The sequence below is a fragment of the Enterococcus sp. DIV1337a genome (assembly GCF_051712285.1).
GTDB lineage: Bacteria > Bacillota > Bacilli > Lactobacillales > Enterococcaceae > Enterococcus > Enterococcus faecalis.
This window is the reverse complement of sequence record NZ_JBIOOP010000001.1, coordinates 1961960-1976276: the sequence shown is the minus strand read 5'-3', so window position 1 is coordinate 1976276 and position 14317 is coordinate 1961960. Positions and strand designations below refer to the sequence as shown.

Sequence of the window (14317 nt, the reverse complement as noted above, 5' to 3'; positions counted from 1 at the left end):
GTGAAGAAATCATGGCAAAAGAGATTAAATTTGCAGAAGATGCACGTGCAGCAATGCTACGCGGAGTAGATGTATTAGCAGATACAGTGAAAGTAACATTAGGCCCTAAAGGTCGTAACGTTGTTTTAGAAAAATCATTCGGTTCACCATTGATTACTAACGATGGGGTAACAATTGCTAAGGAAATTGAATTAGAAGATCATTTCGAAAACATGGGCGCAAAATTAGTTTCAGAAGTTGCTTCTAAAACGAATGATATTGCTGGTGACGGAACAACAACAGCGACTGTTTTGACACAAGCCATTGTTCGTGAAGGCTTAAAAAACGTAACTGCTGGAGCTAACCCATTAGGTATTCGTCGTGGGATTGAATTAGCAACAAAAACAGCAGTAGAAGAATTACACAATATTTCATCTGTAGTTGATTCAAAAGAAGCGATTGCACAAGTCGCTGCTGTTTCATCAGGTTCTGAAAAAGTCGGCCAATTAATTGCTGATGCAATGGAAAAAGTTGGTAATGATGGCGTAATTACCATTGAAGAATCAAAAGGGATTGAAACAGAATTAGATGTGGTTGAAGGAATGCAATTTGACCGCGGTTATTTATCTCAATACATGGTTACTGACAATGATAAAATGGAAGCTGTTTTAGAAAATCCATATATCTTAATCACCGACAAAAAAATCTCAAATATTCAAGATATTTTACCTTTATTAGAACAAATTTTACAACAAAGCCGTCCACTATTGATCATTGCAGATGATGTTGATGGGGAAGCATTACCAACATTAGTGTTGAACAAAATCCGTGGTACATTTAATGTTGTCGCAGTAAAAGCGCCAGGATTTGGTGACCGCCGCAAAGCGATGCTTGAAGATATTGCTATTTTAACAGGTGGTACAGTAATCACTGACGACTTAGGGTTAGAGTTAAAAGACACAACCATTGAAAACTTAGGAAATGCTAGCAAAGTAGTTGTCGACAAAGATAACACAACAATTGTTGAAGGTGCTGGCTCAAAAGATGCCATTGATGCACGTGTTCATTTAATTAAAAACCAAATCGGCGAAACAACGTCTGATTTTGATCGTGAAAAATTACAAGAACGTTTAGCTAAATTAGCTGGCGGGGTTGCTGTCGTTAAAGTCGGTGCTGCAACTGAAACAGAATTAAAAGAATTAAAATTACGAATTGAAGATGCATTAAACGCAACACGTGCCGCAGTGGAAGAAGGCATGGTTTCTGGTGGTGGTACCGCACTTGTCAATGTAATTGGTAAAGTCGCTGCACTTGAAGCTGAGGGCGATGTGGCAACAGGAATCAAGATTGTCGTTCGTGCATTAGAAGAACCAATCCGTCAAATCGCTGAAAACGCTGGTTATGAAGGATCAGTGATTGTTGACAAACTAAAAAATGTTGACTTAGGTATCGGATTCAATGCCGCTAACGGTGAATGGGTAAACATGGTTGAAGCCGGTATTGTTGACCCAACAAAAGTAACTCGTTCTGCATTACAAAATGCAGCTTCTGTGTCAGCTTTATTATTAACAACTGAAGCAGTTGTTGCAGACAAACCAGAACCAGCTGCACCAGCTCCTATGATGGATCCATCAATGGGCATGGGCGGTATGATGTAAAAATAAAAAAAGTATTCTAAAAGCTTACGATTGAAAAATCGTAAGCTTTTTTTTACATAAAGAATAAATAAACTGAATAATAACCTTACTTGGAGTATTTTCTCAAATATTTGCTCATTTAACAAAAAAGATGATAATTTAAAGGCTTCGTTTTAGCTAGACAGCCTTGTTTTTATTCGATAAAATTTAGTAATAACAATCATTTTTTGAAAACTAGTAGTTGGTAATTTTTATTTATTAATAGAATATAAATAAAAATTATTATATTTTAAAGGAGAATGTTAGGAAGATTGAGGTGAAAAAATGGAAAAATATACAATTGGTGTCGTCCCTTTGACAACTGAAACAAACGAATACTGTCAAAATTGGTTTGTTAGTAATCAAGTAGACTGTCAGATCATCCAAGGCACAAATATCCTTCTTCATTTGCACCATATTGATGGACTAGTGATTGAAGTGACTGACCACCAACAAGTAAATACTTGTTGTGAGTTATTAATGACGATTCGCAAGCAGTCAGACTTGCCGATTTGGTTATTTTCTCGGACAGAAGCAATTAGTAAAGTCAATCGAATTATTTATTTACAATTAGGTGCAGATGGGGTTTTTGATCAATCTTATGATCGTCAAGAATGCGTGTTAAGCATGAGTAATTTATTGCAACGTGTAAAAAGACGTTTTTATCCTAAACTAGCTAGTGCAAACCAGGAACAAACAGTTACTAAGAATCTTTCTGAGAGATTGTATTTAATTGCCCCAAATTTGAGTGTTTGCTTGGGAAGTGGAGAAGAAATTCTTTTAACAAAATTGGAATTTTTCACAATAGAGTATTTATACAAACACGCAGGGCAAACAATTACATATGAAGAACTCTACAAAAATGTCTGGAAAGATACTGCGAATGAACGGAAATACCGTGTTGCTAATGTGATTTTCCATTTGCGCAAAAAAATTGAGCAAGATGTGAACAAACCACAGTATATCAAAACAATTCGCTCAAAAGGCTATATGTTAACGGTGTAAAAGGTACGAAGGGGGAGAAAAAGATGTGGCAATTTTTGACTAAAAACAATGAAGATGGGGAGTATGAGAAGATACCGGATTTTGAAAATGAACAATCGGTGAAAGCACAACCAAAGATAACAGAAGAAGCAATCTTTGATGACGAGGTTGTTTATGCAAAAGAGCAAGCTGCAAAAGTTAAGCAGGTCAAGCAAGAAGTGCCGACTGAACTGTCAGAAGAATCATTTTCTTTTGTTGAAAAATTAGAAGAAGAAAATCAAATTTATCAGCAATCCGTTAAAAAGCTAACGGAGCAATTATTAATGCAAACCAATGAAGTGGAATCATTACAAAAACAAGTAGTCGAAAAAGATGTTCAACTTAAACATGTTAAAGAAACGTTAAGTGATAAAAAAGCAACTATCACTTCTTTACAGAAACAATTGTCTGAAGAAAAGATGCAACAGAGACAGACCAGTGAAGAGAATTTAGACACAGCCGTTACGCTTTCTCAAAAAGAAATTGGCGAAGTGTTATTAGAAGCCAAGCGTCAAGCAAAAGAAACAATTGCTCAAGCTAACCAACAAGTTGCAACAGTTCATGAAGAACTGGCACAACGTCTAGCAACTTTAACGCGCATGAAGCAAGTGGCAAGTGAGTACCAAGCTTATTGTGAACAAATGCTGACCATCAAGAATGAATCAAATGGAATGTACCAACAGATAGAGCAATTATTAGCAGAAATAAAGAGGTAAATGAAGGAGAAATGCAATGAAAAAAAGAAAGGCAAGATATTTGAAGTTGGTATATATTGGAGTCTTAGGAACTTACGTGGGCATCAGTTACTACAATTCGGAACCATTAATCGCTCAAGAAGAGATCGAAACGAGTGACAGAAGCCGACAGCTAGTGTTGGAAGAAAAAATAGCGGACCAAGTCAATCAAGACCAAAGAACCCTTACTTCTTCAACGGAGAACGAAACAATAATAAGTTCGTCTGAACAACAAGAAAGTTCAACACAAAATGACAACAGTGACCAGCGGGAAAATAATATGAAACCTTCAGAACCTGAAAATAGTTCACCGCCACAAGAAAAGACAATTGCTAGTACTAAACCAACCGAATCGTTACAAAGTGAGCAACCAACGTCTGAAAAGCGTAAAACACTCACTGAAAAGCCGCCTCATAATCAGGAATCACAAAATTCTACATTAACTGAAAAGACCAAAGAGCCATTGGTACATTCAGAGATGAACAATAGTCAAGAAAAGGAAAAGCAAGCAGGCATTCAACAACAAGCTGAGGCAAATTTTGTTGTCCAAGAAAATGCTTCTACTTCTGAGTTTATTAGAAAAATCGGTGAAGAAGCACGAGTTATTGGTCAGCGACATAATCTATACGCTTCTGTCATGATAGCTCAAGCTATTTTAGAGAGTGGCTCAGGCAATAGTGCGTTAGCGGTGGCGCCAAATTATAATTTGTTTGGCATTAAAGGCGCTTATCAAGGTCAAAGTGTCAGCTTTTCCACACAAGAAGATGATGGTAAAGGGAAGATGACCACCATTCATGCCGATTTTCGTCAGTATCCTTCCTATAAAGAGTCATTAACAGACTATAGTAAATTAATCATCAATGGGCTGGCGGGTAATCCGACGTTTTATCACGGCGTTTTGAAAGCAAACACGACGAATTATCAGCAGGCAACAAAATTTTTAACAGGTCGTTATGCAACGGATACATATTACGATAAAAAATTAAATGCGTTGATTGAAACCTATCAATTAACTGAATACGATCAAGAAAAGAAAAAACCAGTAGTGACTAATTTGGCAGAAGAAAAGAAACCTTCGTTTGATAAGGAAGCAGTCAAGGCACAGCTAAAAAAAGAAGCGGTCGTCTATGAAGTAAGCAAAGGAGATTCTCTCGCCACCATTAGCCAGACGTTTGGTGTGTCAGCAACAGCCATTTTAAAACAAAATTCAAAGACTCAAGAAATGTTTTATATTGGCCAAAAGATCACGATTCCTCAGCAAACAGCGGTGACTTCTCTAGAACCGAAAGAACAAGCGTTACTTCAATCACTAATAATCAGTAAATCGGTGACTAATGCTTTGAAGACAGCAGAGCAAACAAATGGTAAAGCGAGGGACTCAAAAACAGAGTCTACTGAGTATTATGAAGTAAAAAGAGGAGAGACACTCGCGAAAGTTGCTAAACAAACTGGCTATTCCTTAACCGCGCTCAAGCAGGCAAATGACTTAACGTATTCTCTATTAATCGAAGGACAAAGGATAGCACTTCCTGAGCTAAAGGACTAATGCTGATTTAACTTATCGGTCAATGGAGTCAATATGTTATTAGAGTAAGAGTAGAGGGGAAGTTCATTCATGGATGAACTTTTCCTCTACTCTTTTACTCTGTTTTTCATAAATACTTAATAAATAGTAAAATTAGCAAGAGAATTGTGTCTTTACACAAAATAGATAGGTTTTTTTTCCGAAGTTTGATAAAATGATTAGTTGAAAGGATGCGTGAAAATTGAAAGAATTATTTCGTAAATACCGAGAAGTACTGGCTTATTTATTTTTTGGTGGTGCAACGACTGTCGTCAACTTAGTTGTGTTTTTTGTTTGTCAAAATGTGTTAGGGTTGGATTACAAGATAAGTAACACAATTAGTTGGTTTTTATCTGTTTTATTTGCCTTTTTCACTAACAAATATTGGGTATTCGCAAGTAAGCATGAAAGCATAGCTGGTTTTTTTAAAGAAATGGGCTTATTTTATTGGTACCGAATTTTATCTTTTGTGGCTGATATGGGTTTAATGATTCTCCTAATTGATGGCATTCATTTTTCATCGTTTTGGGCGAAAATGATTACACAAGTTGTAGTAGTAGTTTTAAATTATTTCTTCAGTAAATTTTTTATTTTTAAAGAAAAAGAGGTCTAAGCAGATTTTAGGCTAAAAAAATTTTTTTTGTTATAATATAAACAAGTTTTTAATACAAAGAATAGAGGTAGGAAACGATGGACTATACATATGCAGATGATAGTTTGACATTGCATACAGATATGTATCAAATCAATATGATGCAAACATACTGGGAATTAGGGAGAGCAGATTTACATGCTGTTTTTGAATGTTATTTTAGAGAGATGCCCTTTAATCATGGCTACGCAATTTTTGCCGGTTTAGAACGTTTAATCAATTATCTCGAAAATTTAACGTTCACAGAATCTGATATTGCATACCTCCGAGAAGTTGAAGAATACCCAGAAGATTTCTTGACGTATTTAGCGAATTTTGAATTTAAATGTACTGTACGCTCTGCTTTAGAAGGGGATTTAGTTTTTAATAACGAACCGCTAATTCAAATTGAAGGTCCTTTGGCACAATGTCAATTGGTAGAAACAGCCTTGCTAAATATGGTGAATTTCCAAACATTAATTGCGACAAAAGCGGCTCGAATTAAATCTGTGATTGGCGATGATCCTTTATTGGAATTTGGAACACGCCGGGCCCAAGAATTAGATGCTGCCATTTGGGGCACAAGAGCCGCCTATATTGGTGGGGCGGACGCGACAAGTAATGTTCGTGCCGGTAAAATTTTTGGTATTCCAGTTAGTGGAACTCATGCCCATTCATTGGTTCAGTCGTATGGAAATGATTATGAAGCATTCATGGCGTATGCCAAAACACATCGGGATTGTGTTTTCCTTGTGGATACGTATGATACCTTGAAAGCGGGAGTGCCAAGCGCAATTCGAGTGGCTCGAGAAATGGGTGATAAAATTAATTTCCTAGGTGTGCGGATTGATAGTGGCGATATGGCTTATATTTCTAAACGAGTTCGTGAACAATTGGACGAAGCTGGCTTTACCGAAGCAAAAATTTATGCATCGAACGATTTAGATGAAAATACGATTTTGAATCTAAAAATGCAAAAATCAAAAATTGATGTCTGGGGCGTTGGCACCAAGCTGATTACCGCCTATGATCAACCAGCGTTAGGAGCGGTGTTTAAATTAGTTTCAATTGAAGGTGAAGATGGTCAAATGAAAGATACCATTAAACTATCTAGCAATGCTGAAAAAGTGACAACACCAGGAAAAAAACAAGTCTGGCGTATTACACGTAAATCTGATAAAAAGTCAGAAGGGGACTATGTGACACTTTGGAACGAAGATCCTCGCCAAGAAGAAGAAATTTATATGTTCCATCCCGTGCATACCTTTATTAATAAGTATGTCCGTGATTTTGAGGCACGGCCAGTACTCCAAGACATTTTTGTTGAAGGAAAACGTGTGTACGAATTACCAACTTTAGATGAAATTAAACAGTATGCAAAAGAAAATTTAGATTCACTTTGGGAAGAATACAAGCGGGACTTGAATCCGCAGAAATATCCAGTGGACCTTTCAACAGATTGTTGGAACCACAAAATGAATTTATTGGAAAAAGTGCGTAAAGACGTTAAACATTTAACGGAAACGGTGAATAAGGAGGCCTAGAAATGACAACACTTCAAGAAAAAATCATTCAAGAGTTAGGTGTTTTACCGACAATTGATCCAAAAGAAGAAGTTCGTAAAAGTATTGATTTTCTGAAAGCTTATTTAACTAAACATCCTTTTTTAAAAACCTTTGTCTTGGGAATTAGTGGCGGACAAGATTCAACATTGGCTGGGCGCTTAGCACAATTAGCGATGACTGAAATGCGCGAAGAAACAGGAGATATGTCGTATCAATTTATTGCGATTCGCCTTCCTTACGGTGAGCAAGCAGATGAAGCTGATGCACAAGCCGCGCTAGCCTTTATCCAGCCAGATGTTTCTTTACGAGTGGATATTAAACCCGCAGTGGATGCAATGGTTGGTTCGCTAGAAAACGCTGGTGTTCAAATTAGCGATTTTAATAAAGGGAACATGAAAGCACGTCAACGTATGATTGCACAATATGCAGTAGCTGGCGAAAATGCTGGCGCAGTAATTGGCACAGACCACGCAGCCGAAAATGTGACAGCTTTCTTCACCAAATATGGCGATGGCGGAGCGGATATTTTACCGTTATTTCGTTTAAATAAGCGCCAAGGAAAAGCCTTGTTGAAAGAACTTGGGGCACCAGAAGCCTTGTATCTAAAAATACCAACAGCTGATCTAGAAGATGACAAACCGTTAGTTGCAGATGAAGTTGCCTTAGGTGTCACGTATGATGCCATTGATGATTATTTGGAAGGCAAAAAAGTCTCAGAAACAGATCAACAAACAATTGAAAACTGGTATCAAAAAGGACAACACAAACGGCATTTACCAATTACAATTTTTGATGATTTTTGGAAATAAAAAACACAGACCATCGGCGAATGAACGATGGTCTGTGTTTTTTTTTACATAACTACTTTTCAGAAAGTAAACGTTGCTACAGCAACTATTTTATGATAATGAAAGTCGTTTTCATTTAGGCGTTTTCACTTTCTTTTTCAAAACAGAAAAGGTACGCTCAATAATGTAAAGTGAATGATGGGAGAGAAAAAGAGATGAAGCATGTAACCAAATTAGGGATTACAATTATAACAGGCGTTTTTGCATTATTATTTGAATTTATTTTACAGCAGCCAAATTGGGCGTATGGCATTATTTTAATAACAGGTTCTGTAATGGCGTTAATGATGTTCTGGGAAATGATTCAAACCTTACGTGAAGGAAAATATGGTGTCGATATTTTAGCGATTACCGCTATCGTTGCAACCTTAGCTGTGGGAGAATACTGGGCCAGTTTGATGATTTTAATTATGTTGACTGGTGGCGATTCGTTAGAAGACTATGCCGCTGGAAAAGCAAACCAAGAGCTGAAGTCGTTATTGGATAACTCGCCACAAAAAGCCCATCGCTTGAATGGGGAAAATTTAGAAGATGTTTCTGTTGAGGAAATCAATGTTGGCGATGAATTAGTAGTAAAACCAGGGGAACTAGTTCCAGTTGATGGCTTGGTGAAAACTGGGACATCAACAGTTGATGAATCTTCCTTAACAGGAGAATCAAAACCAATTGAAAAAAATCCTGGTGACGAGTTAATGTCTGGTTCCGTGAATGGTGATGGCTCTTTGAAAATGGTTGCGGAAAAAACTGTAGCAGACAGTCAATATCAAACAATTGTGAACTTAGTGAAAGAATCTGCGGCACGTCCAGCTCACTTTGTACGTTTAGCAGATCGTTATGCGGTACCTTTTACGCTAGTTGCCTATCTAATTGCAGGTATTGCTTGGTTTGTTTCAAAAAGTCCGACACGTTTTGCGGAAGTTTTAGTCGTTGCTTCGCCATGTCCTTTGATTCTATCTGCCCCAATCGCTTTAGTGGCAGGGATGGGTCGTTCAAGTCGTCATGGGGTCGTTATTAAATCGGGAACGATGGTCGAAAAATTAGCTTCTGCAAAAACGATTGCGTTTGATAAAACGGGTACGATTACGAAAGGACAACTTTCTGTTGATCAAGTCCAACCAATCAATGCTGAAATAACTGCTGCTGAATTAGTGGGATTGGCAGCAAGCGTGGAACAAGAATCAAGTCATATTTTAGCTAGATCAATTGTTGCTTATGCCAGAAAGCAAGATGTCCCATTGAAAAATATCACAAATTTAGCGGAAGTTTCTGGGGCTGGTGTGAAGGCATTTGTGGATGGCGCTGAGATACGGGTAGGCAAAAAGAATTTTGTGACACAAGACTCTGAAACAACTGAAAAAATTGATAAAACGACCATTCATATTTCACGTAATGGCACATATTTAGGTCGAATTACTTTTACGGACACGGTACGGCCAGAAGCAAAAGAGACCATGGAAAAATTACAACAAATGCATCTTCAGCGAATTTTAATGCTGACTGGAGATCAAGAATCTGTCGCAGAAACGATTGCTGCAGAAGTGGGGATTACCGAAGTTCATGGGGAATGTTTACCACAAGATAAATTAACTATTTTAGAAGAATTGCCCAAAGAAAATCATCCGGTCATCATGGTCGGGGATGGTGTAAATGATGCACCTTCGCTCGCTGCTGCAGACGTAGGCATTGCCATGGGCGCTCATGGAGCTACTGCGGCTAGTGAAACTGCCGACGTTGTTATTTTAAAAGATGACTTAAGTAAAGTCAGCCAAGCGGTCGAAATTGCCCAAGATACCATGAAAATTGCGAAACAATCTGTGTTAATCGGAATTTTTATCTGCGTTTTACTAATGCTAATTGCTAGTACAGGGATCATTCCGGCGCTATTTGGGGCTATGCTACAAGAAGTCGTGGACACTGTGTCAATCTTATCCGCTTTACGTGCTCGCCGAATTGGCAAATAAGGCGGAACAATTAATTGCCTGAATATCTAACTTAGTGATAAAATAAAGGTACGTTTTTAATATTAGTAAGTTACAGGGGAGAGATTGTACAATGAAAGGAAACCAAATAGATGGGCAACCGGTCACGGAAGAACAACTATTAGAAGAAGGCTACCGTAAATATACTGGAGAAGGAATTGATATCTTTTATAATAAAGATATTTGTGAACATATTGGTAATTGTGTTCGCGGCAATCCAGAAGTCTTTGAAGTTGGCCGGAAACCATGGATTATTCCAGATAATGGAAGTGTTGAAAATGACATGATTGTGGTTGATTCATGTCCAAGTGGCGCTCTAAAATATATTCGGAAAGCAGGGAACGAATATGCAAATTAAAGAAGAAAACAATCGTTTTGCTCTATATAACGATGAAAATCAAGAAATTGGTGAAATGACCTGGTCGGATGCTGGCGAAAGCATGATGATTATTGATCATACGTTTGTTGATCCAACTTATCGTGGACAAAAATTAGCTGAAAAACTTGTTTTTGCCGGTGTTGAAAAAGCGAGAAAAGAACATAAAAAAATTATTCCGCTATGCCCATTTGCCAAAAAAGAATTTGATACTAAACCTGAATATGGAGACGTATTGAGAAAATAAAAAAGAAGCTAGCAACAGCCGCAAGTAGAAATCTGATTCCTACTTGCGGTTGTTGCTATTAGAGACAAATAGGGAAAGACATTAAATTTCGCTGGTGTTTACAGATAAAATATGCTACATTAAAGTAGATGAATTTCGCATATTTGTATAAAAAGGAGAATTAACGCATGTATAATCTAATCTTAACGTTGGTCATCATTTTATCTGTTTTAATCGTCATTACTGTTATGATGCAACCAAGCAAACAAAACAGTGCAGCAAGTGCCTTCACTGGCGGTGCAGATAAATTATTTGGGAAGCAAAAAGCGCGCGGTTTTGAAGCTGTTATGCAACGCTCAACAGCAGTTCTTGGCGCAATTTGGATGATTTTATTATTTGTTTTGGCGTTCTTATCTTCAAAATAAGTACGTAATCTTTTAAAATGACAAGTTTAGAACAGAGAGATGAGTGCGGACACTTATTTTTCTGTTCTTTTTCTTTCTGAAAAAGTCTTTGAAACTTATCATTTCGGAAGGTTTTCTTTTGAGAATATGATAGAATGAAGCTGAGGTGAGCGAAGTGGCAAAAAAAATCAATTTACCGAAGCCGTTATTTTCAGAAAAAGGAAAACGGGCGGTCCTTTTATTACACGCTTATTCTGGCAGCAGTAATGATGTACGGATGTTAAGCAGACGTTTAGAAAAAGAAAACTATACTGTCTATTCGCCTAATTTTTCAGGACATGGCACGCTAGTTCCTGAAGATATTTTAGATCAAACAACGGAACAATGGTGGCAAGATACACAAGAAGCAGTCGCTTTTTTGAGAGAAAGAGGCTACCAAGAAATTGCCATTTTTGGTTTATCAATGGGCGGGATTTTCAGTATGCATGCATTAACGGAACAATTAACAGGATTAATTGGTGGTGGATTTTTCTGTTCACCTATTTATCCTGTCGAAAATAAAGTCCCAGAAAATTTTGTATTATACGCAGAAAACGTGATGAAAATCGCAGAAGTTCCTGCAGAGGAACAACAAAGCCGGCTGCAATCGATTGAGCAACGAGTCAAACAACAATTAGGAACGATTGAAACGATTGCTAGTCAGACGGCTGACAAACTAAACAAAATCCACGCCCCCCTATTCTTAGCGCAAGCTGGCAAAGATGAAATGATTGAGCCGATGGGCGTCTACCAAACGGCCCAAGCGCTAACGCAAGCGCGTGTGACCTTACAATGGTACCCAAACAGCGGACATGTCATTACGGTGAGTGGAGAACATAAACAATTAGAGCAAGATGTGGTGCAATTTTTAGCAACACTACCTTGGAATGAGGAGAAATAATGACAAAACAAACAATTAAAGAGCAAATTTTACATTTCATGGAAAGCCAAAAAAAGAAAAGCTTTTCAATGGAAGAAATTGCCCAAGGCTTGAATTTAGAAAAAAGTTCAGATTTTAAAATTTTAGTGCAAACCATTGCACAAATGGAACGAGAAAAGTCAGTTAGTTTCAACAAAAAAGGCAAAGTCCTATTACCAATGAAAGACTTATTAATAGAAGGAACGTTTCGTGCAAATGAACGAGGCTTTGGTTTCGTGACCATCGATCCGGAAGAACCAGATGTTTATATTCCGAAAGAGGCAACAAACTTTGCGATGGATGGGGATACGGTTTTAATCGACGTGATCCAACATGCGGATCCTTTTTCAGATCGCGGAGCAGAAGGTAAAGTCAAAGAAATTAAAGAGCGAGTAGTGAGCCAAGTTGTCGGAGAATTTGTGGCATATAGTGAAGAAGAAATGGCGGAAATGGGGCTGTATGGCTACCTAATTCCCAAAGATAAGAAATTGAATCAGTATACTGTATCAATTGCACCTGAAGGGATTAAACCAGTAGATGGCAGTATTGTCATTGCTGAAATTACCTATTATCCAGATCAAGAATATCCAACGAGTATGGAAGGACTAGTCAAACAAGTGATCGGTCATAAAAATGATCCAGGAATGGATATTTTATCAATCGTGGTGGCTCATGGAATTCCCACAGCATTTCCCGATGAAGTTTTGGCTGAAGCGGATCAAGTACCAGAAACTATTGCAGAAAGTGATTTAGTCGGTCGTCGTGATTTACGTGATCAGTTGATTGTGACAATTGATGGAGAAGATGCGAAAGATTTAGATGATGCGGTAACGGTACAAAAGTTGGCGAATGGCAATTTCTTTTTAGGGGTGCATATTGCAGATGTTTCTTATTATGTAACTGAAGGAAGCCAATTGGATATGGAAGCGTATGAACGTGGCACAAGTGTCTATTTGACAGACCGTGTTGTACCAATGATTCCGCAACGATTATCAAATGGGATTTGTTCGCTAAACCCACATGTTCCACGTTTAACCATGAGTTGTGAGATGGAAATTACACCAGAAGGAGAAGTTATTTCGCATGATATTTTCCAAAGTGTAATCCAAACAACAGAACGAATGACTTATACTGCAGTCAATGAAATTTTAGAAGAGCAAAAACCTGAAACGTTAGAACGCTACAAAGAGCTAGTTCCCATGTTTAAAGAGATGGGCGAGCTGCACCATATATTAGAAGAGATGCGTATGCGCCGTGGTGCGATTTCCTTTGAAGATCGTGAAGCCAAAGTCCTAGTTGATGAAAATGGTCATCCCCAAGATATTCTTTTACGCACGCGTGGCGTGGGTGAGCGATTAATTGAATCCTTTATGTTGGCAGCCAATGAAACTGTGGCGCGTCATTATCATGACTTAAAACTGCCGTTTATTTATCGGATTCATGAACAACCAAAAGAAGAAAAAATGCAACGTTTCTTTGACTTTGCCGCAGTACTGGGCATTCTTGTTAAAGGAACAAAAGAAAACATTTCACCGAAAGATTTACAAAAAGTTTTAGAGCAAGTTGAAAATAAACCTGAAGAAGTGGTGATCAATACGATGTTGCTAAGAAGTATGCAACAAGCGAAATACTCAGAAGACAACTACGGACACTATGGGTTGGCCGCTGAATATTATACGCATTTTACTTCACCGATACGTCGTTATCCAGACTTAATTGTCCATCGTTTGATTCGTAGCTATAGCCAAGATCAATCTGAAAAAAATCAAGAAAAATGGAATGAAGCATTACCAGAAATTGCCAATCATAGTTCAAGTATGGAACGTCGCGCAGTTGATGCAGAGCGTGAAGTGGACGCCATGAAGAAAGCCGAATTTATGGTAGACAAAGTGGGAGAAACGTATGACGGAATCATCAGCTCAGTCACAAAATTTGGTATCTTTGTGGAACTGCCTAATACAATAGAAGGCTTAATTCACGTGAACAACTTAAAACAAGATTATTTCCACTTTATTGAAAATCATATGGCGTTAGTCGGTGAACGGACGGGAATGACTTTGAAAATTGGTCAGAAAGTTCAAATCCGTGTTGAAAAAGCTGATCCAGAAACAAGAGAAGTTGATTTTGAATTGATTTCAGCTGAAGAAGTCGCGCCAGTAGAAGGACCAAAAGGACGTAAAAAAGGGAAAGTCAATTCTTCAAATCGTTCAAATAATGAACGAAGAAATAAAAAAGATGAATCATTTGATGGTCAGAAAAAGAAAAATAAGAAAAAAGGCAAAGGCAAAAAACAACCTTTTTATAAAGAAGCAATGAAACAAAAAAATAAAAAAGGGAAAAAGAAGAAGTAGAGG

General features: G+C 37.7%; 13 protein-coding genes. All 13 read left to right on the top strand.

The annotated features are described in order from the left end of the window. The first annotated feature begins 11 nt into the window (after positions 1-11). The 13 genes from groL (at position 12) to rnr (ending at position 14314) form a co-directional block, all read left to right on the top strand. Positions 12-1637: a chaperonin GroEL gene (gene groL / locus IGL49_RS09325; protein WP_104854914.1), complete on the top strand. Its 1626-nt coding sequence runs from the start codon at positions 12-14 to the stop codon at positions 1635-1637. 303 nt (positions 1638-1940) lie between these two features. Continuing rightward, on the top strand, positions 1941-2660 hold the full coding sequence (locus IGL49_RS09320) for a response regulator transcription factor (RefSeq protein WP_162782527.1): 720 nt from the start codon (positions 1941-1943) through the stop codon (positions 2658-2660). A 23-nt stretch (positions 2661-2683) separates the two neighbouring features. Continuing rightward, positions 2684-3394, top strand: a complete 711-nt coding sequence (locus IGL49_RS09315; RefSeq protein ID WP_104854915.1) for a hypothetical protein — start codon at positions 2684-2686, stop codon at positions 3392-3394. A gap of 16 nt (positions 3395-3410) precedes the next feature. Next, entirely contained in the window at positions 3411-4958 is a 1548-nt protein-coding gene (locus tag IGL49_RS09310) for a glucosaminidase domain-containing protein (protein ID WP_104854916.1), read from the top strand. Between the two features lie 220 nt (positions 4959-5178). Next, positions 5179-5589, top strand: coding sequence for a GtrA family protein (locus tag IGL49_RS09305; RefSeq protein WP_104854917.1), 411 nt, complete (start codon positions 5179-5181; stop codon positions 5587-5589). 77 nt (positions 5590-5666) lie between these two features. After that, entirely contained in the window at positions 5667-7151 is a 1485-nt protein-coding gene (locus tag IGL49_RS09300; RefSeq protein ID WP_002367162.1) for a nicotinate phosphoribosyltransferase, read from the top strand. Between the two features lie 2 nt (positions 7152-7153). Continuing rightward, positions 7154-7981: an ammonia-dependent NAD(+) synthetase gene (gene nadE, locus IGL49_RS09295; RefSeq protein WP_104854918.1), complete on the top strand. Its 828-nt coding sequence runs from the start codon at positions 7154-7156 to the stop codon at positions 7979-7981. Positions 7982-8151: 170 nt separating this feature from the next. After that, positions 8152-9981: a heavy metal translocating P-type ATPase gene (locus IGL49_RS09290; protein WP_164982972.1), complete on the top strand. Its 1830-nt coding sequence runs from the start codon at positions 8152-8154 to the stop codon at positions 9979-9981. Positions 9982-10072: 91 nt separating this feature from the next. Continuing rightward, positions 10073-10357 (top strand): (4Fe-4S)-binding protein, encoded by a 285-nt coding sequence (locus IGL49_RS09285; protein WP_104854920.1) that lies wholly within the window; start codon positions 10073-10075, stop codon positions 10355-10357. After that, the gene (locus tag IGL49_RS09280; RefSeq protein WP_104854921.1) at positions 10347-10622 is read left to right on the top strand and encodes a GNAT family N-acetyltransferase; all 276 of its coding nucleotides are present in this window, start codon (positions 10347-10349) and stop codon (positions 10620-10622) included. Before IGL49_RS09285 ends, IGL49_RS09280 begins: the two co-directional genes overlap by 11 nt. A 167-nt stretch (positions 10623-10789) precedes the next feature. Beyond that, positions 10790-11026, top strand: coding sequence for a preprotein translocase subunit SecG (secG, locus tag IGL49_RS09275; RefSeq protein WP_002356546.1), 237 nt, complete (start codon positions 10790-10792; stop codon positions 11024-11026). 145 nt (positions 11027-11171) lie between these two features. Continuing rightward, the gene (locus tag IGL49_RS09270) at positions 11172-11945 is read left to right on the top strand and encodes an alpha/beta hydrolase (protein ID WP_164982973.1); all 774 of its coding nucleotides are present in this window, start codon (positions 11172-11174) and stop codon (positions 11943-11945) included. Continuing rightward, complete coding sequence (rnr, locus tag IGL49_RS09265; RefSeq protein WP_104854923.1) at positions 11945-14314, top strand: ribonuclease R; 2370 nt, start codon at positions 11945-11947, stop codon at positions 14312-14314. The genes IGL49_RS09270 and rnr overlap by 1 nt, the downstream gene beginning before the upstream one ends. Positions 14315-14317 lie beyond the last annotated feature (3 nt).